Here is a 26,170-nt window from a genome sequence, read left to right as displayed (position 1 = left end):
ATCTGTTATTTATCGCATCAAGGTGACGAAGTTAAGCTTGCTAGGTACACTCAGCTTTTAAATTTCGAGGACACCTAATGAAAGCTCCATCTTGTGAAATCACGCCTATTGATCTAGCGACTTGGCCTCGTAAACAGCATTTTGCTTTTTTCAAAGAATTTTCTCTGCCTTATTTTAATGTGTGTGTTTCGCTCGATATGGCAGCTCTCTACACTAAATGTAAAACAGAGTCTTATTCGTTTTTTCACTGCTATGTCTACCTAACACTTGAAGCATGCCATGATTATGCGCCGATGCGTCAACGTATTATTGATTGTTTGCCAGTACAACTGTCATCGGTAAGAGGCAGTGTTGTAGAGCTTGCTGAAGATGAAACATTCCGCTTTAGTTATTTTGAAAAACAAGCGTCGATGGACGATTTCTCAAAACATGCCATTGCAGAGAGCAAAACAAGTAAAGCAAAGCCATTTTTTTCTGATGCATTTGCTGCAACAGAAGGGCAGCCTGATCTTATTCATATCTCAGTGCTTCCATGGTTAAACTTCACAGGCTTCTCGCATGCCGTGAGTGAGGGGCACGGCCTTGGTATACCTAAGTTTGTGTTTGGTCAATATGACTCGAAAACTGGCAAGATGCCACTCTCAATTGATGTGCATCATGCTTTGATGGATGGCTTACATGTGGCGCGATTTGTGAAAATACTGCAAGATAAAATTACGAATTTTTGTAATTGATTGTTGCTAAATGTCATTAAAGTGAGTAAGAATTGCAACTAATGTAGTATTATCTGAAGTTAGCGATGACTTTGGCTTCACAGAGCTACATCACTGAATAGAACGATAATAAATATCAGGGTTTTAGTTTTATGGTGCGGGTAGTTAGTTGTATTTTACTTTTCTTATGTTTCAGCGCTTTTGCAGACTCTGCACGCCTCTCTCTGAGTGACTACTTTACAGAGACTTGGAGTACTCGCGCCGGACTTCCTCATAATAGTATTAATAGCGTTACGCAAACTAAAGATGGCTACATTTGGATAGCGACTTGGGAAGGCCTTTCTCGCTTTAATGGCCGTGAGTTTAAACTTTTCACTCGCACAGAAATTCCTGGTTTACCAGATTCAGGCTTACGTAGCCTTATTCCCATGGATAATGGAGATTTATATATCGTTGGTGCGCGAGGTGGTATTGCTCTTCGCTCACAAGGTGGGTGGCGCGCATTACCCAGTTCTTCTGCGATGGTAAATCATGCGCTTGTCACTGAACAAGGTGAGCTTTGGTTAGCACTAGAAGGACAAGGCATTACTTATCGTGCTTCTGAAAATGCCACTGAGCAAAAGTTACTTGATAAGCTGAGCGCATATCGTCTTTTACAGGACAAAACTGGGGTGATCTGGGCTGCTACCAGTGATGGACTCTATCAAATTATTAATAATCAAGTTCGTAGAGTAGGTCAAGAATCAGGCCTACCTGACGCCTCTGTCTTTACTTTGTTACTCACTAGTTCAGGTACCTTAATTGTTGGGACCGAAAAGGGAGTATGGAAAAAGCAGCAAGACAAATTCATTTCTGTTGACCCTGTACTGAATAAAGAATCTATTTCTAGCTTACTTGAAGATAGTGAAGGCGATTTGTGGTTTGGTACCATCAATAAAGGGGTGTTCAGACTCAGCAGTGTAGGACTTGAAAACTTGGCCGCCGATGATGGTTTACCCAACAACCGTATTTTATCTTTACTGCAAGATCGCGAAAAAAGTATCTGGGTTGGCACTAATGCTGGTTTATTTCGCCTGCGCGAAGCGCCATTTACAAATTGGAGTCAAAGTCGTGGGCTTGCATCTGACTATGTGCGTACCGTGTTATCGCATTCTGATGGTAGTTTGTGGGTGGGCAGTAGTAATGGTTTAAACCGTATTGAAAATGGCAAGCTCACAACTCTTAGCCAAGCCTATGAAAAAGACCCGCTATCAGTTTTAAGTTTAACCGAAGATAAACAAGGCACAGTGTGGTTAGGCACTTATACTGCAGGTTTAATGAAAGTGGTAAACAAACAAATTTACCCAGTAAGAAATCGCAGTAATGGCTTGATTAGTAATGAAGTTCGCGCTGTGTTGTTCGATAAAATGGATAACTTATGGATTGGCACCGCGGGTGGTTTAACCAAAATAGATCCTGCCGGGCAAACTGAATTATTCACCACAGAAGATGGTTTAATTGGTGATTTCATTATGGCCCTTGTCGAAGATGACCATGGCAGGTTATGGGTTGGTACGGGGGTCGGTGTTTCAATTTATGACCCAGCAACAAAGCAGTTTAAAACGCTAGAGTTTCCAAAGCAGTTCAGTACTGAGTATGCATTTGGCTTTTATTTAGATGACGATACTATGTGGCTTGCTACTGATAGAGGCCTAGTTCGCTACAATCTCAGCACAGATAAAATGAGCTTGTTTGGTCGAGATCATGGTTTACCAGTTGATAAGCTGTTCCAAGTAATTGAGCAAGGTGACTCATTATGGCTGACCAGTAACCGTGGTGTTATTCAAGTCAACAAAGCTCAGTTAGTTGCAATACTAGATAACCCTGAAAAAGTTCAACCAATGAGCATTTCGATGCAGCTTTATGATGAAGGCGATGGCATGTTGAGCGCGCAAGCAAATGGCGGTTCAAACCCTGCAGCTGTTCTTCATTCCGATGGACAAATATGGGTTGCTACTGCTAAAGGTGTCGCTATCGTAACACCAGAGCGCTTAAAAGAAGCTAGTAAACGACGATTATCGACGGTTATTGAAAGCTTTGAAGTCGATGGCAAACCAATGACTTTACCTGTTGGTAATGAAGTTTTGAGTTTACCTGCTGGTGTTTCTCGTGTTTCGTTTAACTATGCAGGGCTTAGTTTTATCATGCCTGGGCGTTTAAACTACCAAACTCAATTAAGTGGTTATAATCAACAATGGGTAGACAGGGGGCGTCTGGCCATTACGGAGTACACCAATTTACCGCCGGGTGAATATACCTTTAAAGTGCGTGCAGGGTATCCTAATAGTGATTGGCAAAATAATGAGCAAGTACTGCGTTTTAAAATCGCCCCTTATTTTTGGCAAAAAACTAGCTTTAAGTTATTTATCTTAATTGCCGTACTTTTTACTGCTTATGTCATTTATAAATACCGCTTATATCATTATAAGCGTATTGAAATTGAGTTAACCGAAAAAGTTGAACAGCAAATGCATGATTTACAAACCCAAGCGGATGCTTTTGCTCATTTAGCGAACCATGATCAGTTAACGCAATTACCGAACAGACGAGCTTTCGATAGCTGGTTATCTGAAAACTTTAATCAATTTCAGCGTGATAATAAAACGCTTAGTATTGCCATTATGGATATTGATCACTTCAAACTTATTAATGACAACTTCTCGCACTTAATTGGCGATAAAGTGATTTGTGAAATTGCTCGTTTGCTGCGCCTGAACTTCCCTGATGAAGGTTATGCCGCTCGTTGGGGCGGTGAAGAGTTTACTCTGCTGTTCCCTTATAAAAATGCTGAAGAAGCTGCAAAAATGTGTGAAATTATCCGTTTAGAAATAGCCGATTACGATTTTTCAGAATTAGCACAAGAGCTCTCAGTGACGGTTAGTTTTGGCGTTGCAGATAATGCAGAAGTTACTGATTATGACCGTTTATTATCACATGCAGATACAGCTCTTTATCACGCTAAAAACAACGGGCGTAATAAAATTTTTATTTATAATCAAGGTTGCACTGCGCTAGATTAGCCAATCTGAAAATAAAAATGTGTGTAAACAATTGATCTTTTTTTGTTTGCACACATTAAAGTATCAAGATTGTTTTTTAGGCGATAGTAATGCTTAACCTGGTTTTGATACTTTTTTTAATAATTTTTGTTGTGTGTTACTGGCGCTGGGACGACATCCGTAATCACTTTTGGCAGAAAAAATACCTCAATAACTCCCTCAATGTTCAGCAAAAAAATCTGCTGTTAAAATATATGCCTATTTACCGAAAGATGACGGATGCCGATCGTGAAAAGCTGGAGCGTCACATCGTTTGGTTTTTAAATGAAAAACGCTTTATTGGTTGTGATGGCCTTGAGCTTAATGATGCAATGAAGCTGATTGTAGCGGCAGATGCCTGTGTTTTAGTGCTTAATAAACCGTGGCCATTGTATCGCAATGTAAAAGAAATCCTACTTTACCCTAGTGCTTATTATGCACCACAAACTTCCCGCGATAATGCTGGGCTTGTCAGTTATCACAATACTGTGCGACAAGGTGAATCATGGCCGGGCGGAACGCTGGTATTGAGCTGGCATGATGTCCTTGAGGGGAATCGCTTGCCAAGTGATGGTCATAATTTGGTGTTTCATGAATTTGCCCATCAGCTCGACCAAGAAACCGGCAAAACTACAGGCACGCCATTGCTTTCGAGTAATGAGGATTACCAAAAGTGGGCAAAAGTATTTAGCCGTGCGTTTAATCAATTAAAAACCCATTTAGCCTATGGCATGCCTCATGTTATTCACAGCTATGGCGCGACCAATGAGGCAGAGTTTTTTGCTGTTATTACTGAAACCTTTTTAGAAAAGCCTGCTGAACTCAGACAGTTTGACCCAGAAATATACCATTTACTGGTTGGCTTTTATCAGTTTGATCCGATTGCGTGGCATTAGTCGACTATTTACGTCTGTTTAACACGAATCACTGGAATCTTGCTATGCTATTTGGTGCAATCCTAAAAGTGTGCATATAAGCAAAACAATAAAAAAGTGAGATTTCAATGAAGAAAATGCTTCATACAGCGCTTGCTGTATCGATTTCACTTGCTTTAACAGGGCAAGTGGCTGCAGCTGAGCAATCAAATGATGACAAATGGCAGGTAGACGCACCAAAAGGCCAATTCTTAGACGCTAAAATTAGTGTTGAGCAAGGCACGTGGATGAATGTTGATATTAGCCCTGATGGTAAAACAGTCGTGTTTGACCTACTCGGCGATATTTATACCATGCCAATGTCTGGTGGTACTGCAACGCAATTAACCAGTGATATAGCATGGCAAATGCAACCGCGCTTTAGCCCTGATGGTAAGCACATTGCATTTACTTCAGACCAAGGTGGTGGCGACAACATTTGGGTTATGGATATAAATGGTGAAAACCAAAAGGCAGTAACGAATGAAACATTTCGTTTATTAAATAGCCCAGCTTGGAGCCCTGATGGAGACTACTTAGTGGCTCGTAAGCACTTTACTGCAAGCCGCTCTTTGGGTGCAGGTGAAGTATGGCTATACCATAAAGCGGGTGGTAAAGGTGTACAGCTAACTGCACGCGAAAACGACCAAAAAGACTTAGGTGAGCCAATGTTCTCGCCAGATGGGCGTTATGTTTATTTCTCTCATGATGCAACGCCGGGTAAAACATTTCATTACTCTAAAGACTCTGTAGCGGGTATTTATAAAATTAAACGCTATGACCGTGAAACTGGCGATATTGAAACAATTATCGATGGCATGGGCGGGGCTATTCGTCCTACACCTTCGCCAGATGGTAAAAAGCTTGCTTACATCAAGCGTGATGATTTTCAAACAAGCTTGTACTTATATGACCTTCACACCGGTGAGCATACTAAGCTGTATGGCGAGCTTGAGCGCGATATGCAAGAGACATGGGCTATTCATGGCGTATATCCAACAATCGCTTGGACACCAGATAACGAACAATTGGTATTTTGGGCTGGTGGTACTATCCATAAGCTAGATGTCGATGATAAGTCTGTTTCGACTATTCCATTTAAAGTTGAAACCAATAAGCAAATTCAAAAAGCAGTGCGTTTTACACAAAACATCGATAGCGATAATTTTGATGTGAAAATGCTGCGCAATGTACAAATTTCACCAGATGGTGAAACGGCTATATTTGAAGCGCTAGGTCATATTTATAAGCGTGATTTAGAGTCTGGCAAAGTGAAGCGCTTAACTAAGCAAGACGATCACTTTGAATTATTCCCACAGTTCTCTCGTGATGGAAAGAAAATTGTTTACACAACATGGGATGATAATGAGCAGGGCTCAGTACGTGTTGTATCTGCGCGTAGTGGTCGTGGCGATACTATTACCAAAGAGCCGGGTAAATATGTAGAGCCAACATTTAGCCCAGATGGCAAAACGGTTGTTTACCGTAAAGCGTCAGGCGGCAGTATTCTTAATCCTACATGGTCATTAGAGCCAGGTATTTACTCAGTAAGTGCTAAAGGCGGTAAAGCAACGCTTATCACTAAATCAGGCTATCAACCACAATTTGGTGCAGCAAACGACCGTATTTATGTGATGAGTCCTTGGCCAAAACCAACATTAAGCGTTGTTGAACTTGAATCAAAACAAATTCGTAAACTTTATGAATCAGAGCATGCAACAGAGTTTAGAGTATCACCAGATGGTAAATACTTAGCGTTTGCAGAGCGATTTAAAGTGTTTGTCACGCCATTTGTTGAACGTGGTAAAACCATTAATATTGGCCCGAAAGATAGCCAATTCCCAATTGAGCAGCTCTCTGTTCGTGCGGGTGAAAATATCAGTTGGAGTGGTACAAGCGATAAACTTTATTGGAGCTTGGGCCCTGAGTTATATCATGCAAGCCTAGCGGGTTTATTTGATATTAACCAAAATGCTGAGACTGATTTTAAAGTTAAAAGTGGCGACAATATCGGTTTTACAAAAACCATGGCGGAGCCTAAATCTGTATTTGCATTAACTGGCGCGCGCATTATTACCATGAATGGTGAGCAGGTCATTGAAAACGGCGTTATTGTTACCGACGGTAAGCATATTAAAGCTGTAGGTAGTAAAGACAGTGTTGATATTCCTAAAGGCGCAGAAGTAATTGATGTGACTGGTAAAACAATTATGCCGGGTATTGTTGATGCGCATGCACATGGCTCGCAAGGTAGCGATGAGATCATTCCACAGCAAAACTGGAAGAACTTAGCTGGATTAGCGTTAGGTGTGACAACGATTCATGATCCATCAAACGACACCACTGAGATTTTTGCTGCAAGTGAAATGCAAAAAGCAGGCATGATTGTCGGCCCTCGTATCTTCTCTACGGGTACCATTTTATATGGTGCGAATATGCCAGGTTATACATCGCACATTGACTCGCTAGAAGATGCTAAGTTCCACCTTGAGCGCTTAAAGAAAGTGGGCGCGTTTAGTGTTAAATCATATAACCAACCGCGTCGTGAACAGCGCCAGCAAGTAATTGAAGCAGGCCGTGAACTTGAAATGATGGTTGTGCCTGAGGGTGGATCATTACTGCAGCACAACTTAACCATGGTGGTTGATGGTCATACGGGTATTGAACACTCAATTCCTGTAGCCAATATATACGATGATATTCGCCAGCTTTGGTCACAAAGCGATGTTGGTTACACGCCGACACTCGGTGTAGCATACGGTGGCATTTGGGGTGAAAATTATTGGTACGATAAGACTGATGTGTGGAATCACCCGCGTTTAAGTAAGTTTGTACCAAAGAATCAGCTTTTACCTCGTTCAATGCGTCGTGTTAAGGCTCCCGATCATCACTATAATCACTTTAACAATGCCCGTGTTGCCAAAGAGCTGCAAGACTTAGGTGTTTTAGTCAATCTGGGAGCACACGGTCAACGTGAAGGTTTAGCTGCACACTGGGAGATTTGGATGTTTGCGCAAGGTGGTATGACACCACTAGAAGCAATTCGTGCAGCAACGTTAGATCCTGCTAAATACATTGGCCTTGATAACAACATCGGTTCTCTTGAGCCGGGTAAACTTGCGGATTTAATCGTTATTGACGGTAACCCGCTAACTAACATTCGTGATACAGATAAAATAGATTACACCATGATTAATGGTCGTCTATTTGATGCTGCAACCATGAACGAAGTGGGTGAGAAAAAACGCGAAAAGTTATATTTTGAAAAAATCTAACATAGCAAAAATCTAAACTGAAAGCGGCCATAGTGCCGCTTTTTTTATGATTTACTTATTGTTTTAAGTGAGGAAACTGTTTAGTTCCTATTAGTTTTGCTTGGCAGATCATGCCTTCAACGAGCGTCATTAAATAGTAGCTTTGCGTGTCCAGCTGCGCACTTTCCATGTTATTACACGATGACAGACGCAGTTTAATTAACTGCTGTATGGCCATTTTATGTTCTTTACAGGCTTGATTTATCGGGCTAGTAGGATCAGGAAACTCGGCTGCAGTGTTAATAAATAAACAGCCATTGAAATCACCTAACTCAGTCACCTCAGAATTAAACCAAGCTTCATGGCAGCTGATCAAAGCTACTTTAAATTCTTCAACAGTGGTTAGCTTGCTGGTGGCATGCGTTAACCAATTTAAGAATCTGTTATGTCGCTCACTAAGGCACGCAAGTAATAATTCATCTTTACTTGTGAAATGGTGGTACATGGTTTTTTTGGCGACACCAGCCACATTAATAATTTCGTTTATTCCCACACTATGAATGCCTTTTTGATAAAAAAGTGACAGGGCAGTCAAAATAATATGTGTTCGTTTATCCATAACAAAGCCTCATTGGGTGACTAATGATAGCTTGACAGAAGTAGACCGAGTTGTCTACCATTTGCGAGGTAGACAACTCGGTCTACTTTTGGAGGTGTTATGGAAAATAAATTTCGTAAAGCTGCTATTGCTGGCATATTTGCTTGTATGGCAATTTTTGTTTTAGCGTATTTGCAGCAATTAGGAAATTATGGTGTTTGGTTGATGGCGCCATTTGGTGCAACTGCGGTGCTGGTGTTTGGTGTACCGCACAGTCCTTTAGCGAAAGCGAAGAATGTCATCGGCGGGCACATTTTGACTGCTTTAATCGGCGTTGTATTTGTAAATTATGTTGGAGTAGGGCCTGTTGAAATTGCTTTAGCCACAGGGTTGGCAATTAGCCTGATGATGTTGACAGATACAATTCATCCCGCAGCAGGCGCTAACCCAATTTTGATTATGCAATCTCTACAAAGTTGGGATTTTTTAGTGATGCCCGTACTGATTGGAACTGTGTTTATTGTGTTATTCGGTTACTTAAGTCAATGGCTATTAAATATTCAGTTGAATGGGCATAAAAAAACCGCTAACGAGTAGCGGTTTTTAAAATTTTTAAGTGTAATTAAATTACACAACACCACGCGGTAAACGACAATCGTGGTCTTTTTCAGCTAGGTTAACAATCCAAAGCTCTTCAGCTTTGTAACCATCATCGTTTGCTGTAACAACAGTGAACGATGCTTTCTTAGCTGTTTTAGCCGGCGCAGCGGTTTTAGTTTTGGTTTTTTTCGCTGGTGCTTTTGGTGCTTCTTCTGCTTTAGGCTCAGCTGTTTTACCAGAAGTGAGCTCTTCAGTCAGCGCTGCAACATCAGCAAGGCGCATATTTTTGCCACCGTCGATGCTATACCAACCAGGTTTTGTTGTGATTTCAGGTTTCTTACCATTCGCTGCTTCGTATGCTGCTTCGAAGGCATTTAACACTTCTGTTTTGTCTAGTTTGCTCATCAGAGACCCTATACGTTGTAAACACAGATTAAGAATATATATTTATACCTATTTTCAGCTTACTTTTCAATTTTTTGCGATTTTCCTTCCATTTTTCACTCATAAACGCCAAAATTTGCACAAAATAGAGGGTTGAAGGACGATTTTTATATGCAACGCAAACAATTTACTCAATTATTAAACGACATTCTTAAACCTGATTCTATCGCTGACTTTTGCCCAAATGGCTTACAAGTTGAAGGTGCGAGCGAAGTAAAAAAAATAGTGACGGGTGTCACAGCAAGTCAAGCATTGATTGATGCTGCTATTACACAAAATGCAGATACTATTTTGGTACACCATGGTTATTTCTGGAAAGGGGAATCACAGCCAATCACGGGCATGAAAAAGCGCCGTATAGCGGCACTTTTAAAAAATGATATTAATTTATATGGCTATCATTTACCGCTAGATATTCACCCCGACATTGGTAATAACGCACAATTGGCAAGGTTACTCGATATTGAGTTCACAGGCGGGCTTGAATCAGGTCCAAATAGTGTGCCAGTAAAGGGACGTTTAAAAACACCGTTAAGCGGTGAAGAGTTTTCCGACAAAATTACTCAAGTACTTAACCGTGCACCATTAACTAGCTTGGTTAGAGAACAGAAAATCGAAACCATCGCTTGGTGCACAGGAGGTGGACAAGGGTATATTGATTTAGCGGCTGCTCAAGGTATTGATGCTTATCTTACTGGTGAAGCCTCTGAGCAGACTATTCATAGTTCACGTGAGCAAGGCATCGACTTTTTTGCAGCAGGACACCATGCTACTGAGCGTTATGGCATTAAAGCCTTAGGCGAACTTTTAGCTGAGCAGCATGGTTTTGATGTAACGTTTATCGATATAGACAATCCAGTCTGATTAAGTCTATAGCGCCTCTGGATCAATCCAGCGGCGCACACTCACCCATGCACTGCCAATTTTCTCATGAGCAACTCTGGTCACTGCAACAAGTACAGCGTCATCAGGTATAAACTGTTTATACGTTGGATACTGACTAAAATCTTGAAAGTCGGTTGCCGCTGGGATCACATCAACACCTTGTGCATTAAATAAGTCTTTCGCTCGCGGCATATGGCTTGCTGAGGTGACTAGGGCAGTTTCTTTATCAACTAAATATATGGCAAGTCGTTTCGCTTCTTCTGCGGTATCCATAGCGAGGGGATTTTGTTTAATTCTTGTTGCAGAAATACCTAACGCTTTTGCTGTTTCAAACATGAGTTGACTATTGGTGGTATTAGCAAAACCGCCCCCTGATACATAGAGGATGGCATTTGGATAATGGTGAGCAAGCTTAACACCTTCAAGTAAGCGAGCAAGCGCACAATCGCCTAACTGGTGGTTTGCTTGAAGGCGCGAGTTGGGCATTATTGAGCAGCCAAGTACCACAATATTATCAAGTTTAGGATATTTTGCTTGGTTAAATTGCCATGCAGGGTTATTGCTTGTAGCTATCAATGACTGGCCAATAAATGGCGTGCTTATCAGCATTAAAGTTAAAATGCTAACAAAGCCAAAATAGAGTGCTCTGCGTTTATGTGTAATGGCTAAAAATACCATCACTAAAGTAAGCAGCCCCAACAACGGCAGGGGCATTAATAATGAGCCAATGATCTTTTTAATTTCAAACATATATCAATGCTATTGTCTGTGACAGATAATGCTATGTTAGTTATTTTGCCTTGCTTTAGCGACCGTTATTTTGCTTACACGTATTTAAAAAGTGGCGATAAACAGGGTTATCTTTCATATTTTTTTTCATCGCTAAATACATAGGGCGTGTAAGACCTAATGCACCTAACGGAATAGACTTAATAAGCCCTTGGCTTTCATAAGGGGTGACTAGCCAATCTGGTAATGCTGCAACTCCCATACCTGCGCTCACTAATTGGAAAATCAATAAGCCTTGGTCAACAGTTTTAAGGGTGCCATCAAATCTTGCATTTTGAATGAAATGTTTAAAGATATCTTGGCGCTCACGCGGAATAGGGTAAGAAATAATTGTTTCGTTCTTTAAATCAAGGGCCGTGACATAGGCTTTTTTTGCCAATTCATGATCCGGTGCAACGATTAGTTTTAATTTAAAATCAAACAGGTGTGCATATTCAAGCTGATCTGGTTCACGGATATCAGAAGTTAAGACAAGATCTAATTCATCATTAATTAAATCTGGGATAGCGTCGTAACTAAAGCCGCGCTCGTAATCAATTTTAATATCAGGCCAAAAGTTATTAAATTCTTTTATGGTTGGTAGCAACCAATGAAAGCAGGCATGACACTCAACACTTAAACGTAAATTTGATATTGGCTGATTCAGGCTTTCCTTTAAGCGACATTTCGTTGCTTCAACTCGAGGTAATACCTCGTTAGCAAGTTCCAGAAGTAACATACCTTGTGGTGTGAAGCGCACAGGCTGTGTCTTACGTTCAAACAGTTGGCAATCTAACTTATTCTCAAGATCTTTAATTTGATGCGATAAAGCCGATTGAGTTAGAAATAACTCACGCGCTGTATTGACCAAAGAGCCTGTTTCTTTAAGGGTCGCTATGGTTTTTAAGTGTTTTATATCAATCATCTTTAAAAAATCTCATGAAAAATGTGAGTCTGACTCAGATTACGAACATACTACGCCTTAGAATTATTTTTTTCAACGTCTAGACGTCTAAAATTGGCGATTAATTTAACCGCTTTTTTACACTACGCCTTCCTATAAATAATTGACAGCGTTGTCATGTAATTTTTTGTATTTTAGTTATGAAATTATATGAATTTACCTCAAGTTGAAACTTGCTATTTTAATAGTGTTATAGCTTGCGAGAACTAACTTGATATTTATTCTCAATTAATAGTAGTAGGGTAGAGCTGTTCGCTAAGGTATTATTTTTTATAATGTTATTATCTAAAACAATGGTAGTTTTATTTTTCATAGGGATGTCTGTGTTGCGTACTGTATTTTTACTCTGTGCTTGTTGGGTTATGCCTGCTTTTGCTGGCACTATTAACAGCCAGTTTCCGACAGAAATTGACCCACATGGTCACTATGTTTTTTATTCACATGGTTTTATTGTAGAAGGGCATAACCCTAAGCCTGTTCACAAAACCTTTGGGATTTATGATTTTGTTGCCGTAAAAGAAGCGCTTGCAGATGAGAGCTATCATTTAATTGCTTACCATAGACCAAAAGGCACAGAACCTTTTGTGTTTGCGAAAAAGCTTGCAGCAGACGTTGAAGCATTAATAACTGCCGGTGTTGCTGAATCAAACATCAGTTTGGTTGGTTTTTCAAGGGGTGGGGCATTGTCGATAATGGCAGCCAATGAACTTAAACGTACAAATATCAACTTAATTATTTTAGCTGGTTGTGCTGGTTTAATTAAAAAGCTCCCATCAGTTAAAGCTTACGGCAAGGTTTACTCTATCTTTGAACGTTCAGATCAGGTTGGCTCTTGCCAATTTTTAATTGATAGGAATGAGGTAACCAAGTTCGAAGAAATAAGCATCAATACAGGGCTTTCACATGGCGCATTTTATAAGCCAAAAGATGAATGGGTGTTACCTATTAAGAAGTGGCTAAAGGATTAACTATGCCTTATATATTGTTATTTTTAGCGATTAGTGTTTTCGGAATAAGCTTTTCAAGCGATGCTGAGCCGTTTACGTTGCCGCGCACTGATACAGTTTTGCTTAAAGATAAACATTCAGACAACGAATACCCAATCACTATTAAACTGCCACCTAGCTACCAAAAGCAAAGTCATAAACGCTACCCTGTGGTGTATCTATTAGATGCAAATTATAGTTTGCCAATTGCCTCTGGTGCTAGTCGCTTTATGATGAATTCGGGGTCCATTGAAGAGGTTATTATCGTTGCTATAGGATACCAAAAAGGCATGTCTGGGCATAATAGCCGTATTTATGACTACACCCTATTTGAAGATAAAAATTGGCAGCGACAGACTGGGGGAGCAAGAAACTACCTCAATTATTTAAAACAATCAGTATTGCCCTATATTGATGCTCACTACAGAACAAGCCAAAAAAACACCTTGGTCGGTAACTCGCTTGGTGGTTTATTTGCAGCCTATACCTTGTTTACTGAGCCTACGCTTTTTTCTAGTTATGTCATAGGTAGCCCTTCAGTGTGGTTTAAGCAGCATGACCTTTTAGCTTTACCTGTGGTGGCCACGAGCAAAACAACTAAAGTGTATATTGGTATCGGAGAACTTGAAGAAAGTGAAGGTGAACAAATGGTTTCGGGCGCAAGGCAATTAGCAGCTAAAATTAATAAACAAAGCGGCGCGCTGGTTACAACAAATTTATTTGTTATCCCTCAGGCACGCCATGCAACAGCATTCCCAACAACGATTACCCAAGCCTTAGACTGGATTTACCAGGTTAATGATAACTAAAGAGCGTGACACTTTTTATATTTTTTGCCGCTACCACAAGGGCATTCATCATTACGGCCAATTTTAATATCTGCAACTGGCGTTATATCACCATCTAGGTAACGCCATAGGCCATCTTCTTTAATAAAACGCGATTTTTCGTGTAACTCACAATACAAGTTTTGGTAAAAGTAATTTGCTTTAAATTCTACAAAACCTTCTTGATCATTATGTTCAGTATCTAAAACACTGAGTTTGGTAAAACGGCAGCTATTAGCAAAATCTTTGATTTCGCGAACCGGGTTAGCGGCTTGCTGGCTTTGTGCATAGGTACTAAATACATATTTAGCATCTTTTAGCGCGTAGGCACTAAAACGAGAACGCATAAGTTGCTCTGGGTTATCAGCTTGGCTTGCACCTGTATGAAAAGGTTGGCAGCAAAGCTCGTAAGTCAATTCGCTGCCACAAGGACAAAGGGAGTGTGTGAGTGATGTCATAACAACTTACCTAAAACTATAAATTGTTATTTTAACAAGCCTATTGTGGCTGCGGTACTAAATTGTTTAATTGGGCGCTTTTTGTAAAACAATAAAACTTAGCAGATGCCTGCTCAAGGTTTAAGTTCATCGAATCAAGTTGATGATTGCTTACAATATCTGTCCATGTGATTACAGCAGCAAAATTACCGTTATGTAATGCTGAGCTAAGTACATACTCAAGGTTAACTAAATGCTTTTGTCTTATCACAAGCAGTTTGCTGGTATCAATCGAACACGAATCTAATAACGCTTTACTAGGAACATGATCAGGAGCAATTAATAGGGTCCATGCATTTTGGCTATTGTAATGATGCAATACCTTTAATAGTTCAAAGGTTGCTGATATTTCATCTTCAATTTGAATTAAGTTAACAGACGCTTTGTCGTTATCTTGTTGGTAGCTTTTAACTGTTCTTAAGGTAATTGGCTGTAACATAACTTTCACTCACTGGTTGTTTATACAGTATGTGTATACAGTAGTTTATACAGTGTTCTTGCGCAAGTGCTTTTTTGCTATTTTTTAACCAATAATTCAGTTTTATTTTAATTAAAATAATTTAGTTGTTATTAAACAATTGGTTATGGTTTTGTTTTGAAGGTTGAAAAAGGTGAGAAATTTACCGCTAAAGCTATACAGTATTTTATACAGTACTATGTAAATAGCTAAGTTTTGCTTCTATACAGGTATTTTGCATAAAAAAGCCGGTATAGAAACCGGCTCTTAATCTTTGTAGTTCTGCTATTTATCTAAGTAGGTATTTAAAAACTCAAGATATGCGTTTGAGGCTTTTATACGGTTTTCCTTTTTAGTAAACCCATGGCCTTCATCATCGAATAATACATATTCGACAGGCACACCATTTGCTTTTACAGCGGCAACGAGCTCATCGCTTTCAACTTGTAAAACGCGAGGGTCGTTAGCACCTTGAATCACCATTAAAGGCTTAGTGATGTTTTTAGCATGAAATAGTGGCGAAATTGCACGGTGACGTTCACCGTCTGTCGCGGGGTCGCCCATTTCGTCATACAGCGCCTTTTTAAAGCTTTCCCACCATGGTGGAATCGAGTTTAAGGTTCTAACCCAATTCGTTACACCAAAAATATTAATGCCGACTTTAAACTCTTCAGGTTCGAAGGCAAGTGCAGCAGCAGTCATAAAACCACCATAGCTGCCCCCTATGATGCCAATTTTATCAGCATCGACCCAATCTAGGCTTTGCAGGTGTTTTTTACCGTAAACGATATCTTGTAAATCGTCAGTGCCATGCTTTTTGTCATCTAAATGGAAGAAGGTTTTACCGTAACCTGAGCTACCTCGGTTATTGACTGCAAAAATGGCATAACCATGATTTACTAGATGTTGCTGCATAGCACTATATCCAGTGCGGCTTTGTCCACCAGGGCCGCCATGCACCCATACTAAAGCAGGTACTTTGTTGTTGCTATTGGCTTGCTTAGGCTTGTATAAAACTCCCGGAATTTCTAAACCATCAAAGCTTTTAAAGCGCACAATGGTGCTTTCAACCAAGTCACTTTGATCAATTGCATCACTTAATGTATTGGTTAATTGTTTAGCTTTCGACTCACCGACTTGCCATACAAATAGGTTGCTTGGAGAGGTGTCTGAATTTAGGTAAAACGCCATGGTTTTTTCATCAGCTGAAAAATTTACACCGCGTAAGTTACCAGCAGGCAGTGATGGCATGGCAATACCTTTACCTGTGGTGGTATCGATTATCGACACCTTAGTGCTTGCATCAGCATTAACACCGCTTACTTGGTAACGGCCAGATTTAGAGAAGTAAATAAAGCTTACATCCCACTCATCTTTGAGGGCAGGGCTGTGCTCACCGGTAGTTAAATCATAACGCCATACTTCTGCAAACTCACCCTTAGCATCAGTTGAGTAGTACAATGATTTACTGTCTCTTGAAAATGTTTCAGGGCCGTATTTAGCGTCGCCGTCATGGCGGGTAATGAGCTCTGGTTTCAGAGTTTTTTTACGAGTATCAAGTATGAATACATCGCTGTCTTTGTTCGAATTGTTTTTCGATAAAGCAATAAAACGGCCATCAGGGCTGATTGCGCCGACATCAAGGCCCATGGTATTTTGATAAACAGGTGTTACTTCATAGCTGTTAGCATCAACACGATATAGGTCCATAAACTTAGCATCACGCTGATTGCTGGTTATAAAAAACTGTTTACCGTCTTCGGTGAAGCCAGCAAACCCTGCTCGGGTTTCTTCACCAGGGGTGAGGTCTTTCACTGTGCCATCTGTTTCGCGAACATAGATGTGATAACGCTCGTTACCGCCTGAGTCTTTAGTAAATAATACGCGCTCATCTTGAGGGAAATAAGCCACTGCATAAGTACTGTCTTCAAAGTCTGTTAAACGGGTTTTTTTGGCAGTTTTTATATCTACTTCATACAGGCTATAAATGCCGCTTTCGTCACTGCTAACGAGTATTTTGTCGCCTTTAGGTGAAAAGCTGCTGCCCATAATTGAGGTTGTATCAAAAAAAGTTTCAGCATCATACTGTTTAACATTTTGGCTTTGTTGCACGCTTTCGGTGATGCTAGTTGATGGGGTTGATTGTGAACATCCTGCAAGTGCAAGGCTAAGCGCACATGCAACTGCTGCTATTTGAAAACTCGGTTTCATTGTAATTATTCCTTGTTAATTTTTCGTTATAAAGTGTTGCCTGTTCATAATCTAAACGCAAGTTTTACCCGTTCGATATTTGTTACAAATCATGTAAATAAATAGGTACATGAGTGTGCTAGAGAGTTTTTAAACGAAAAAACCAGCGCAATTTGCGCTGGTTTGGTTTTTCATAACAATTGGAATTGTTTTGCTAGCTTAAGCGGCGTCTGCTTTTTTATCGCTCTCGCCGCGGGCTACCTTACCGGCAACTAAGTCAGCTGGGTCAAAGTCGTCAACGTTAATAACATCAAGACGGGCTTTTTCAACAGCAGCTAATTTGTCGGCTTCAGCTTGGCTTAAAATACCTGCTTCAAGGCCCATTTGCGCTACTTTATCAAGCTGGAAGAAAGGCAGTTTCACGCCTTTTTCACGGCATACCTTGTCAAACAAAGGCTCAACTTCAAGAATGTCTTTAAGCGTTTGCTCCTGACGACCCACAAGGTTAAGCGGCTCGTTTTTAAGGTAAATGTAGTTAGCTAAACGGTTACGAGTTTCGCTTGGTACTTGTAATAAGTGAGCAAGTTTGTGCTCAAGCTTATCTGTAGGCTTACGAACTGGACGACCGAATGGGAATAACATGATTTTTAGCATCGCACGAAGTGGGGCAGATGGCATGTTGTTAATTAAGTCAGCTAGTGCACGTTGGCAGTGGTAAAGGTGATCTTGGCAGCTCCATTGAACAAGCGCAAAATCTTCTTTTTTACGGCCTTCGTCGTTGTAACGTTTAAGTGTTGCAGATACAAGGTATAAGTAGCTTAGTAAGTCACCTAAACGTGCAGAGATACGCTCTTTACGTTTTAATGAACCACCAAATACCGCCATGCTGATATCTGACATTAATGCTAACGATGCACTGAAACGTGACGCAACACGATAAAACTCAGCGGTTTCATCTTTGTACGGCGTACTCGTAAAACGTGCATTTGTAAATGCTAACCACTTAGTGCGAACAAGGTTCGAAATAGTAAAGCCAACGTGACCCATTAACGCTTTATCGAATACTGCAAGGGCTTCTTCGCGGTCTTCAATTGCACAAGCACCTAGCTCAGTTAACACAAATGGATGACAACGAATTGCACCTTGACCATAGATGATCATGTTACGTGTTAAGATATTTGCACCTTCAACGGTAATCGCAATTGGCGCACCTTGGTAGCCACGACCTAAATAGTTGTTTGGACCAAGCATGATGCCTTTACCACCGTGAACATCCATGCCGTGAATAGTCGCTTCACGCATTTGCTCAGTTAAGTGGTATTTAATAATTGCAGATACAACCGATGGTTTTTCACCAAGGTCAACAGCCCCTGTAGACATACTAACTGCAGCATCAGAGCTATATGCGTAACCTGCAAGTTTTGCCATTGATTCTTCAACACCTTCCATTTGACCAATTGGTAAACGGAATTGACGACGAATACGGCTGTAAGAGCCTGTTGCAAGCGCGATTGTTTTTATGCCACCTGTAGAGTTAGACGGCAATGTGATTGCACGACCAACAGATAAACATTCAACAAGCATACGCCAGCCTTGACCTGCCATTTTCGGGCCACCAATGATGTAATCAAGTGGTACAAAGATATCTTTACCGCGAGTAGGACCATTTTGGAATGGTACGTTTAGCGGGAAGTGACGACGGCCAATTTCTACTCCCGGAGTATCTGTTGGGATCAGCGCACAGGTAATACCAGGTTCTTTGTCATCACCTAGTAAACCGTCAGGATCTTGCAATTTAAATGCAAGGCCAAGTACAGTTGCAACAGGAGCAAGAGTAATATAACGCTTGTTCCATGTTAGGCTAATACCAACAACTTCTTCACCGTTCCATTGACCTTTACAAACAACACCGTAATCAGGAATTGCACTTGCGTCAGAACCTGCTTCTGGTGAGGTTAGCGCAAAACATGGAATTTCTTGACCACTCGCTAAGCGTGGTAAGTAATGATCTTTTTGCTCTTTAGTACCATAGTGCTGAAGTAATTCGCCCGGACCTAATGAGTTAGGTACACCTACGATAGAAGATAGCAACGTTGATTTACTTGTTAGTTTTTGCAGTACACATGATTGTGCATAGGCAGAAAACTCTAAACCGCCGTATTCTTTTTTGATGATCATGGCAAAGAACTTATTATCTTTTAGATATTGCCAAACATCTTGCGGTAAATCAGTTAGTTCGTGAGTTGCGTGCCAGTCATCTAGCATACTACACACTTCTTCAACAGGACCATCAATAAATGCTTGTTCTTCGATAGTCAGTTTAGGAGCTGGGTATTGGTGTAATTTGTTCCAGTCAGGACGACCACAAAACAGATCCGCTTCCCACCACGTAGTACCGGCATCGATTGCTGATTTTTCAGTATCCGACATAGTCGGTGTTACTTTTTTGAAAGCAGCAAAAATAGGTTTAATGATGTATTGTTGACGAACGCCAGTCACAGAAAGTGGCACAGCGATAAGTAAGAATAGTAGCCAACTAATTGCGCCAAACGCGCCAGCAAATGTGCCAACAAGTAAAGTCGCAATGGTAATACCTAAGCAGGTATTCCAGCTTGCTCTGTGGTAACTCGCAATACTAAGCAGCACGAGTAAACCAAGTAAAAATATGAGAGTCATTGATTATTCCTTAATAGAGGTCAGACCACCTCTTTTAGAGTAGCGCTAGAAAAGCGAATTATCAAGAGCAGAACAGAGATTAAAACAGTCTGTTCAGTGAGTTTTATTCATTTAAAAATGACTATCAGTGCAAAAAGATTTACAGCAAATTAGAAATTGTTGAGTAATTACTGATAATCATCGCCGCTAAAACAGCTATTAGTTGTGAATTGCTCAGATAGTTCTGAAAATCTCAGCATAGCAGTTGCCATCTTTAGCGCTATGTTTAACAATGAGCGCAGGCAGGGATCAGCCCATCATGCCTTTCCTTCGATTAGTTTTATAGGTTAAGAGTTCTATGTGTGAGTTGCTTGGCATGTCGGCCAATGTACCAACGGATATTTGTTTCAGTTTTTCAGGATTATTAGAGCGGGGTGGTAATACTGGCCCACATAAAGATGGCTGGGGCATCACCTTTTATGAAGGTAAAGGCTGTCGTACATTTAAAGATCCAGAGCCAAGTTGCCAATCAGAAATTGCTAAACTCGTTAAAGCGTATCCAATAAAAAGTATTTCGGTGATAAGTCATATTCGCCAAGGTAATCGTGGCCGTGTATGTCTTGAAAACACTCATCCATTTACCCGAGAGTTGTGGGGACGCGAAATTACCTATGCTCACAACGGGCAATTATCGAATTATCATGATTTAAAGCCAGATTATTATCGGCCAGTGGGTAATACCGACAGTGAGCTAGCGTTTTGTTGGTTGCTTGATAAAATTCGCGAAAAATACCCTAAGCGCCCATCAAATATGGCATCTGTATTTCGTTATGCTGCTAAGCTTGCTCACACACTGCGTGAAAAAGGCGTATTTAACATGCTACTTACCGATGGTGTTTATGTTTTAGCTTATTGTACCAATAACTTACATTGGATCACTCGTCGAGCACCGTTTGGTAAAGCAACATTAATTGATGCTGATATGGTGGTCGATTTTCAAAAAGAAACCACACCGAATGATGTGGTTACTGTCATTGCGACAAGACCACTCACCAATGACGAGCGTTGGCAAAAAATGGAACCGGGTGAGTTTGCACTGTTTAAAATGGGCGAAAAAATCTAAAAAAGAATGAAGCGCTATTAGGGCGCTTCTTTACTTTCTTCATTTGTTAACGAGACTGGCGTGGTCACAGTGAATGAATTAAGTTGCACTTCAAATTGTTCTACCCCTTTTTCACCTTTCCACATACGAACTAACATGTAATCCATTTCAGGAGCAAACCAAGCTAGCGCTTGACGCTTATCGTTATCGTATAAACGTTTTACTTTAATGGCTTCTACATTACCAATTGGCAGCGAAATCATTTCTGTGCCCACAACTTCAAAGTCGTAATTTCGCAGATTACCTTTTTTATCAATCAATGGATACGATAATTGCGTTTTGCCTTGTTTTAGTTCTTCGCGAACTTGTACTTGATAAGACAGTGAATCTTGAAAATCATCAGACCAATCAATTTTAAGTGGGTATTTACTTTGATTGCTTTGCACTTGCTTTTGAGTTGAATCAAATTTTAAGCTGTATTCTTTATCAGGCCCTGTTCCCGAGCGCTCCATAGTGTAACTTACTGGAGAGATTTTGTGATCATGATAAGTAAACATTGATGTTTCTTTTCGTGAGTCCGAAAAAATCATCCATTCGATTTCACTGTGATAAGTGATCACGTAATTACCGTCTGCGGCTCTTTTAAGCTCGCGGACTGCTTTACCATGGGTTTCGCCTTTACGAAGTACATCGTATTCTGCTTGGTATTGAGTGAGGTCGCCAGCTAAAACACTGGTAGGAAGTAATAAAGTGCCCACACAAGCAAGTAGGGCACTTAGATTTTTATTCTGGGTAGTGCGCGCCGTGTGCAGGAAGTTTCTTTTCGTCAAAAACTGCATAATCTGCTTCCATCTTGAGTCGTTGTTCACTGAACCACTTGACCACCAATGGATAGATTATATGTTCTTGCTGATGAACACGTTGTGCGAGTGTCTCTGCGGTATCGCTTTCGAGTACCGGAACTTTGGCTTGAAGAACAACGGGACCGCCGTCTAGCTCTTCTGTGACAAAGTGAACACTAACACCATGAACGTCATCTTTTGCATCTATCGCTCGTTGGTGGGTATTCAGCCCTTGGTACTTAGGCAACAAAGAAGGGTGAATGTTCAACATTTTTCCCTTAAATTTTTGCACTAAGCTAGGAGTAAGAATACGCATAAAACCAGCTAATACAACTAGATTTGGTTCAAAATTGTCAATAATGTCCATTAACTCAGCATCATAGGCCTCGCGCGAGTCAAAATCTTTATGGCTAAGTACACGAGTTTGTATACCTGCATTTTTTGCTCGCTCAAGGCCATAGGCGTCGGCTTTATTACTAATTACAGCGGCGATTTCGGCCTTAATTTCACCACGCGCACACGCGTCAATGATGGCTTGAAGGTTAGAACCGCTACCAGAAATTAATACAACAAGACGACAAGGGGTCATTAGTCACGACCACCTAAAATTTCTACTTGCTCTTCGCCTGCTTTCGCATCTTGGATCTCACCGATATGCCATGCATTTTCGCCAAGATCTTTAAGAATTGTTAAGCTTTGCTCAAGTTTGTCAGCTGGAACAACTAATACCATGCCTACACCACAGTTGAATGTACGGTACATTTCGTGTGTTGTGATGTTGCCGTTTTCTTGTAACCAGTTGAAAACTACAGGCCATTCCCAGCTGTCGCCTTTGATTACTGCTTTTGCAGACTCAGGAAGTACGCGCGGGATGTTTTCCCAGAAGCCACCACCTGTGATGTGAGATAACGCGTGTACATCAACTTGCTTGAATAGCTCAAGTAATTGTTTAACGTAGATGCGAGTTGGCTCTAAAAGGTGATCGCCAAGTGCTTTGCCTTCAAGTTCAGCGCTTGTGTCTGCGCCAGATACTTCAAGGACTTTACGAATTAATGAGAAACCGTTTGAATGAGGACCACTTGATGCAAGTGCGATTAATTGGTCGCCTGCAGCAACTTTAGTACCGTCGATAATTTTTGATTTTTCTACCACACCAGTACAGAAACCAGCCATGTCATAGTCTTCGCCGTCGTACATACCTGGCATTTCAGCAGTTTCACCACCGATTAATGCACAGCCAGAAAGCTCACAGCCTTTACCAATACCTGTTACAACATCAGCCGCAGTATCTACGTCTAATTTACCAGTTGCATAGTAATCAAGGAAAAATAGTGGCTCTGCACCTTGTACAATAAGGTCGTTTACACACATAGCAACAAGGTCGATACCCACTGTGTCGTGCTTTTTAAGATCGATTGCTAAACGTAGTTTTGTACCAACACCGTCTGTGCCAGCAACCAGTACAGGCTCTTTATAGCCAGTTGGTAGTTCGCAAAGTGCGCCAAAACCACCGATACCGCCCATTACTTCAGGACGTCTGGTTTTTTTAACTACGCCTTTAATACGCTCAACAAGTGCATTACCGGCATCGATATCTACGCCCGCGTCTTTATAGCTAAGAGACTGTTTTTGTTCGCTCACAGGTTTTCCTCAAAAAAGTTGCATGTGGGTTGCTTAGAAACGCGCGTATTTTACAACAATTGCAATGGCGCGGCTAGTTGAAAAATCACTTTAACCGACTTGACAAGGACAGTTGTCCGGTTTTTTTTGCTTTCAAGTTACAAGGCTAAAGTATCAAGCAAATGACCCTTCAGCCTTGTAACTGATATTTGTTAAGCTTTCGCGGTTAAAATAGCGCGAAGAGGGGCTGGGTAACCTTCGATGGTTTTGCTGGTGTCATTTGGGTCTAAAAAGTCGACTAATGATTCGTTTTCCATCCACTGGGTTTTGCGTTGTTCTTCAAGCGTTGTGATTGCGCAGTCTTTTACTTGCACATCTTTAAAACCAACGCGCTCCATCCATAGTTTTAATGCGGCGGTGCTTGGGATAAACCATACATTACGCATTTTCGCATAACGGTCGGTTGGCACTAAAACTGTATGTTCGTCACCTTCAACAACCAAAGTTTCAAGAACTAACTCACCACCTGGACGAAGCTGCGCTTTTAATTGTGCTAAAAAGTCAATAGGTGAACGACGGTGATATAAAACACCCATCGAAAATACTGTATCGAATGCTTTTAGCTCTGGCAGGGCTTCTACACCTAGCGGCAATAAGTGCACGTTGTCATCTTGATGATAGTGTTTAATCGCTTGGAATTGGCATAAGAACAAATCGGATGGATCAATGCCCACTACAAAATTAGCGCCTTCACCGCGCATGCGCCACAAGTGATAACCTGAGCCACAGCCAATATCAAGCACAGTGCGGCCTTTTAACGGTTCGATATGAGGCAGTAAACGATCCCATTTCCAATCACTGCGCCACTCAGTATCAATCTCGATACCGTGTAAGCTGAATGGTCCTTTACGCCATGGCATCATGCGCTTTAATAAATGCGTTAACTGTTTTTGCTGGCCTTCAGATAGCTCATCACCGGTGCCAATTTGTACTTTATCCTGAAGGTTCACATGGTTTGTGCTTACCTCAGGTAAGTTTTTCAGCACTTTTTGCCATTTTGGTAAATCACCGTGGCTAGCTTCTAGTTCCCAGTGCTTTAATTGGCCAGGCAAAGTTTCGAGCCAGTGGCTAAGCGGGCTTTGTGCAATCGCAGCGTAAAATTGGTTAAACCATTGAGACATGAAATACTCTTTATATCGTTGTGATGATTACTTGATTGCAATCATCGAGCAGAAGTTAAAACATTGATACCACACTTGCGTTTGGCTAAAACCAATTTCACTTAATCGGTTTAAGTGGGTAGATAAATGATCAGGGCGCATGACATTTTCGATAGCCGTGCGCTTTTGGCTGATCTCCAGTTCTGAATAGCCGTTGTGACGTTTAAAATCATGGTGCAAATCAATGAGCAAATTATCGCATTGCTCATTTTCACCTCTAATTTTTTCGCTAAGCAGCAAAACGCCGCCAGGTTTTAAATTTGCATAAATCTTTTCAAGCACTGCTTGGCGCTTTTCAGGTGGAATAAACTGTAGTGTAAAGTTCATCGCTACCACAGAAGCATTCTCGATTGCTAAATCGTTTATATCACCCAGCGTGACAGTGACCGGCACGTCAGAGCGAAAACCTTGTAAATGTAATTTACAGCGTTCAACCATCGCTTCTGAGTTATCGACGGCAATAATATTACAGTTATCGGTGCGAATATTACGGCGCATACTTAACGTTACAGCACCAAGTGAACAGCCTAGGTCGTATAGGTTTGAATTACTTTGCGCGTACTCGCCAGCCAGTTTACCTATGGTGCTAACAATGGTTGCGTAACCCGGCACCGAACGCTGGATCATATCAGGGAAAACTTCTACTACATGTTGGTCAAAGCTAAAGTCTTTAACCGCTTGCTCAGTGGCATAAATACTGTCTTTTTGCGTCACGTGAACAGTCTCTTTAAAAAATAATACCGCTATTTTAGCATTTTTAACTGGATAGTCAGTGATAAATTCAGTAGCTTGGCTAGAATTATCAATAACAAGTACAAAAAAGAGAAGTTTAATGACAAAAAGCAAAGTGATCAGTACAGAAGATATCTTATCAACTCTGTGTCATTCAGTGACTGGAGTTCTGTCTTCAGCAAGTGGTAACGGTATTAGTTATTCTGCTATGGTTCAAAAAATCACCCGCACCTGTATGCGCCCAGATATTGGCTGTTTTGTATTGTTCGATGGTGGCTTTACCGGTCTTGTGGTAACAAACTTCACAGCGCAAGCAGCCATGGAAATTTACCATGATTACATGCGTAACATGGGTATGCCAGAAGACGAAATTGCACAAAGCCATTTATCAGATGATGTGGCGAACGTACTCGGAGAGCTGATGAACCAAATCGTTGGTGACTTTACGTCAAAAGTACGTGACCAGCTGCATACTTCTATCACGCAAAACCAACCTAAGATGATGGCAATTAACAAGCAGGTGCAAATCTCTGTTGATACTACCATGGATAGACCGCAAGCACGCCGTGTGACATTCACCACAGCTAAGCAAAATATCTTCTATCTTGAGCTGGCAATGGATAAAACTGAATTCATCAAGCTACATGACTTTGATATTTCAGAAGCCGTTGACCCAGATGACATCATTGAGAACGAAGCTAAACAAAAAGCTGAAAAGCAAAAAGCATCATCACAAGCAGGCGATGCAGATGATGATTTTATGGCAGAACTTGGTTTGTAACCCAAAGACTTGAGCTATCAGCTATCAGCCGTCAGATACAATAG

Annotated in this window: 23 protein-coding genes; 10 read left to right on the top strand and 13 right to left on the bottom strand. The window is 40.9% G+C overall.

From position 1 onward, the window contains the following. Positions 1–77: 77 nt before the first annotated feature. The 4 genes from J3455_RS10035 to J3455_RS10020 all read left to right on the top strand — a co-directional run bounded on the left by J3455_RS10035 (position 78) and on the right by J3455_RS10020 (position 7,979). On the top strand, positions 78–734 hold the full coding sequence (locus J3455_RS10035; RefSeq protein ID WP_502935095.1) for a CatA-like O-acetyltransferase: 657 nt from the start codon (positions 78–80) through the stop codon (positions 732–734). A gap of 131 nt (positions 735–865) precedes the next feature. Beyond that, positions 866–3,772 carry a ligand-binding sensor domain-containing protein gene (locus J3455_RS10030; RefSeq protein WP_130051209.1) on the top strand — a complete coding sequence of 969 codons (2,907 nt, stop codon included), beginning with the start codon at positions 866–868 and terminating at the stop codon, positions 3,770–3,772. An 89-nt stretch (positions 3,773–3,861) separates the two neighbouring features. Continuing rightward, positions 3,862–4,686, top strand: a complete 825-nt coding sequence (locus J3455_RS10025) for a M90 family metallopeptidase (protein ID WP_130051210.1) — start codon at positions 3,862–3,864, stop codon at positions 4,684–4,686. A gap of 107 nt (positions 4,687–4,793) precedes the next feature. Then, on the top strand, positions 4,794–7,979 hold the full coding sequence (locus J3455_RS10020) for an amidohydrolase family protein (RefSeq protein ID WP_349561644.1): 3,186 nt from the start codon (positions 4,794–4,796) through the stop codon (positions 7,977–7,979). 55 nt (positions 7,980–8,034) lie between these two features. On the opposite strand, the gene J3455_RS10015 is transcribed toward J3455_RS10020, so the two are convergent. After that, entirely contained in the window at positions 8,035–8,577 is a 543-nt protein-coding gene (locus tag J3455_RS10015) for a TetR/AcrR family transcriptional regulator (RefSeq protein WP_294091359.1), read from the bottom strand. A 99-nt stretch (positions 8,578–8,676) separates the two neighbouring features. Here J3455_RS10015 and J3455_RS10010 point away from each other — a divergent pair, with 99 nt between their 5' ends. After that, complete coding sequence (locus tag J3455_RS10010; protein WP_130051213.1) at positions 8,677–9,153, top strand: HPP family protein; 477 nt, start codon at positions 8,677–8,679, stop codon at positions 9,151–9,153. A gap of 30 nt (positions 9,154–9,183) precedes the next feature. Here J3455_RS10010 and J3455_RS10005 read toward each other — a convergent pair whose 3' ends face one another. Continuing rightward, complete coding sequence (locus J3455_RS10005) at positions 9,184–9,561, bottom strand: hypothetical protein (RefSeq protein ID WP_054561783.1); 378 nt, start codon at positions 9,559–9,561, stop codon at positions 9,184–9,186. A gap of 150 nt (positions 9,562–9,711) precedes the next feature. On the opposite strand from J3455_RS10005, the gene J3455_RS10000 reads away from it, so the two are divergent. After that, positions 9,712–10,464 (top strand): Nif3-like dinuclear metal center hexameric protein, encoded by a 753-nt coding sequence (locus J3455_RS10000; RefSeq protein ID WP_349561643.1) that lies wholly within the window; start codon positions 9,712–9,714, stop codon positions 10,462–10,464. Positions 10,465–10,470: 6 nt separating this feature from the next. Here J3455_RS10000 and J3455_RS09995 read toward each other — a convergent pair whose 3' ends face one another. Together J3455_RS09995 and J3455_RS09990 are read right to left on the bottom strand one after the other, a co-directional pair. Then, on the bottom strand, positions 10,471–11,235 hold the full coding sequence (locus J3455_RS09995; protein WP_349561642.1) for a YdcF family protein: 765 nt from the start codon (positions 11,233–11,235) through the stop codon (positions 10,471–10,473). Between the two features lie 55 nt (positions 11,236–11,290). Next, a complete protein-coding gene (locus J3455_RS09990) occupies positions 11,291–12,178 on the bottom strand; it encodes a LysR substrate-binding domain-containing protein (protein WP_054551603.1) in 888 nt (295 codons plus the stop codon). 362 nt (positions 12,179–12,540) lie between these two features. Between J3455_RS09990 and J3455_RS09985 the strand changes: the two genes are divergently transcribed. Both J3455_RS09985 and J3455_RS09980 read left to right on the top strand, forming a co-directional pair. Beyond that, on the top strand, positions 12,541–13,185 hold the full coding sequence (locus J3455_RS09985; protein WP_240701309.1) for an alpha/beta fold hydrolase: 645 nt from the start codon (positions 12,541–12,543) through the stop codon (positions 13,183–13,185). Positions 13,186–13,187: 2 nt separating this feature from the next. Then, a complete protein-coding gene (locus J3455_RS09980; RefSeq protein WP_349561641.1) occupies positions 13,188–14,012 on the top strand; it encodes an alpha/beta hydrolase in 825 nt (274 codons plus the stop codon). Here the strand turns inward: J3455_RS09980 and J3455_RS09975 are convergent. The 4 genes from J3455_RS09975 to fadE form a co-directional block, all read right to left on the bottom strand. Continuing rightward, positions 14,009–14,488 carry a YchJ family protein gene (locus tag J3455_RS09975; RefSeq protein ID WP_130051217.1) on the bottom strand — a complete coding sequence of 160 codons (480 nt, stop codon included), beginning with the start codon at positions 14,486–14,488 and terminating at the stop codon, positions 14,009–14,011. The two genes, J3455_RS09980 and J3455_RS09975, sit on opposite strands and share 4 nt — an antisense overlap. A gap of 40 nt (positions 14,489–14,528) precedes the next feature. Beyond that, positions 14,529–14,966 carry a SulA-like leucine-rich domain-containing protein gene (locus J3455_RS09970; protein ID WP_130051218.1) on the bottom strand — a complete coding sequence of 146 codons (438 nt, stop codon included), beginning with the start codon at positions 14,964–14,966 and terminating at the stop codon, positions 14,529–14,531. A 303-nt stretch (positions 14,967–15,269) separates the two neighbouring features. Beyond that, positions 15,270–17,195, bottom strand: a complete 1,926-nt coding sequence (locus tag J3455_RS09965; RefSeq protein ID WP_294091364.1) for a S9 family peptidase — start codon at positions 17,193–17,195, stop codon at positions 15,270–15,272. Between the two features lie 198 nt (positions 17,196–17,393). Then, a complete protein-coding gene (fadE, locus tag J3455_RS09960) occupies positions 17,394–19,850 on the bottom strand; it encodes an acyl-CoA dehydrogenase FadE (protein ID WP_130051220.1) in 2,457 nt (818 codons plus the stop codon). A 337-nt stretch (positions 19,851–20,187) separates the two neighbouring features. On the opposite strand from fadE, the gene J3455_RS09955 reads away from it, so the two are divergent. Beyond that, positions 20,188–20,952 (top strand): class II glutamine amidotransferase, encoded by a 765-nt coding sequence (locus J3455_RS09955; protein ID WP_138599717.1) that lies wholly within the window; start codon positions 20,188–20,190, stop codon positions 20,950–20,952. Between the two features lie 17 nt (positions 20,953–20,969). On the opposite strand, the gene J3455_RS09950 is transcribed toward J3455_RS09955, so the two are convergent. The 5 genes from J3455_RS09950 to cmoA all read right to left on the bottom strand — a co-directional run bounded on the left by J3455_RS09950 (position 20,970) and on the right by cmoA (position 25,327). After that, on the bottom strand, positions 20,970–21,770 hold the full coding sequence (locus J3455_RS09950) for a DUF3108 domain-containing protein (protein ID WP_130051222.1): 801 nt from the start codon (positions 21,768–21,770) through the stop codon (positions 20,970–20,972). After that, on the bottom strand, positions 21,715–22,362 hold the full coding sequence (purN, locus tag J3455_RS09945; RefSeq protein ID WP_130051223.1) for a phosphoribosylglycinamide formyltransferase: 648 nt from the start codon (positions 22,360–22,362) through the stop codon (positions 21,715–21,717). The genes J3455_RS09950 and purN overlap by 56 nt, the downstream gene beginning before the upstream one ends. Continuing rightward, the gene (purM, locus tag J3455_RS09940) at positions 22,362–23,414 is read right to left on the bottom strand and encodes a phosphoribosylformylglycinamidine cyclo-ligase (RefSeq protein ID WP_130051224.1); all 1,053 of its coding nucleotides are present in this window, start codon (positions 23,412–23,414) and stop codon (positions 22,362–22,364) included. The genes purN and purM overlap by 1 nt, the downstream gene beginning before the upstream one ends. Before the next feature lie 191 nt (positions 23,415–23,605). Further along, positions 23,606–24,574, bottom strand: a complete 969-nt coding sequence (gene cmoB / locus J3455_RS09935) for a tRNA 5-methoxyuridine(34)/uridine 5-oxyacetic acid(34) synthase CmoB (RefSeq protein WP_130051225.1) — start codon at positions 24,572–24,574, stop codon at positions 23,606–23,608. A gap of 27 nt (positions 24,575–24,601) precedes the next feature. Then, on the bottom strand, positions 24,602–25,327 hold the full coding sequence (gene cmoA / locus J3455_RS09930; RefSeq protein WP_063706202.1) for a carboxy-S-adenosyl-L-methionine synthase CmoA: 726 nt from the start codon (positions 25,325–25,327) through the stop codon (positions 24,602–24,604). Between the two features lie 118 nt (positions 25,328–25,445). Here cmoA and J3455_RS09925 point away from each other — a divergent pair, with 118 nt between their 5' ends. Then, positions 25,446–26,126 (top strand): DUF3334 family protein, encoded by a 681-nt coding sequence (locus J3455_RS09925; protein WP_349561635.1) that lies wholly within the window; start codon positions 25,446–25,448, stop codon positions 26,124–26,126. Positions 26,127–26,170 lie beyond the last annotated feature (44 nt).

The sequence above is a fragment of the Pseudoalteromonas sp. NFXS39 genome, assembly GCF_040148775.1.
Taxonomy (GTDB): Bacteria; Pseudomonadota; Gammaproteobacteria; order Enterobacterales; family Alteromonadaceae; genus Pseudoalteromonas; species Pseudoalteromonas apostichopi.
Note: the sequence above shows the minus strand (reverse complement) of the source record. Positions and strands in the feature narration are given on the sequence as shown.

Excerpts from the sequence above, each read along its gene's own strand:
- J3455_RS10035 (WP_502935095.1), top strand. The coding sequence starts at position 78 with ATGAAAGCTCCATCTTGTGAAATCACGCCTATTGATCTAGCGACTTGG.
- J3455_RS10030 (WP_130051209.1), top strand. The coding sequence starts at position 866 with ATGGTGCGGGTAGTTAGTTGTATTTTACTTTTCTTATGTTTCAGCGCT.
- J3455_RS10025 (WP_130051210.1), top strand. The coding sequence starts at position 3,862 with ATGCTTAACCTGGTTTTGATACTTTTTTTAATAATTTTTGTTGTGTGT.
- J3455_RS10020 (WP_349561644.1), top strand. The coding sequence starts at position 4,794 with ATGAAGAAAATGCTTCATACAGCGCTTGCTGTATCGATTTCACTTGCT.
- J3455_RS10015 (WP_294091359.1), bottom strand. The coding sequence starts at position 8,577 with ATGGATAAACGAACACATATTATTTTGACTGCCCTGTCACTTTTTTAT.
- J3455_RS10010 (WP_130051213.1), top strand. The coding sequence starts at position 8,677 with ATGGAAAATAAATTTCGTAAAGCTGCTATTGCTGGCATATTTGCTTGT.
- J3455_RS10005 (WP_054561783.1), bottom strand. The coding sequence starts at position 9,561 with ATGAGCAAACTAGACAAAACAGAAGTGTTAAATGCCTTCGAAGCAGCA.
- J3455_RS10000 (WP_349561643.1), top strand. The coding sequence starts at position 9,712 with ATGCAACGCAAACAATTTACTCAATTATTAAACGACATTCTTAAACCT.
- J3455_RS09995 (WP_349561642.1), bottom strand. The coding sequence starts at position 11,235 with ATGTTTGAAATTAAAAAGATCATTGGCTCATTATTAATGCCCCTGCCG.
- J3455_RS09990 (WP_054551603.1), bottom strand. The coding sequence starts at position 12,178 with ATGATTGATATAAAACACTTAAAAACCATAGCGACCCTTAAAGAAACA.
- J3455_RS09980 (WP_349561641.1), top strand. The coding sequence starts at position 13,188 with ATGCCTTATATATTGTTATTTTTAGCGATTAGTGTTTTCGGAATAAGC.
- J3455_RS09975 (WP_130051217.1), bottom strand. The coding sequence starts at position 14,488 with ATGACATCACTCACACACTCCCTTTGTCCTTGTGGCAGCGAATTGACT.
- J3455_RS09970 (WP_130051218.1), bottom strand. The coding sequence starts at position 14,966 with ATGTTACAGCCAATTACCTTAAGAACAGTTAAAAGCTACCAACAAGAT.
- J3455_RS09965 (WP_294091364.1), bottom strand. The coding sequence starts at position 17,195 with ATGAAACCGAGTTTTCAAATAGCAGCAGTTGCATGTGCGCTTAGCCTT.
- fadE (WP_130051220.1), bottom strand. The coding sequence starts at position 19,850 with ATGACTCTCATATTTTTACTTGGTTTACTCGTGCTGCTTAGTATTGCG.
- J3455_RS09955 (WP_138599717.1), top strand. The coding sequence starts at position 20,188 with ATGTGTGAGTTGCTTGGCATGTCGGCCAATGTACCAACGGATATTTGT.
- J3455_RS09950 (WP_130051222.1), bottom strand. The coding sequence starts at position 21,770 with ATGCAGTTTTTGACGAAAAGAAACTTCCTGCACACGGCGCGCACTACC.
- purN (WP_130051223.1), bottom strand. The coding sequence starts at position 22,362 with ATGACCCCTTGTCGTCTTGTTGTATTAATTTCTGGTAGCGGTTCTAAC.
- cmoB (WP_130051225.1), bottom strand. The coding sequence starts at position 24,574 with ATGTCTCAATGGTTTAACCAATTTTACGCTGCGATTGCACAAAGCCCG.
- J3455_RS09925 (WP_349561635.1), top strand. The coding sequence starts at position 25,446 with ATGACAAAAAGCAAAGTGATCAGTACAGAAGATATCTTATCAACTCTG.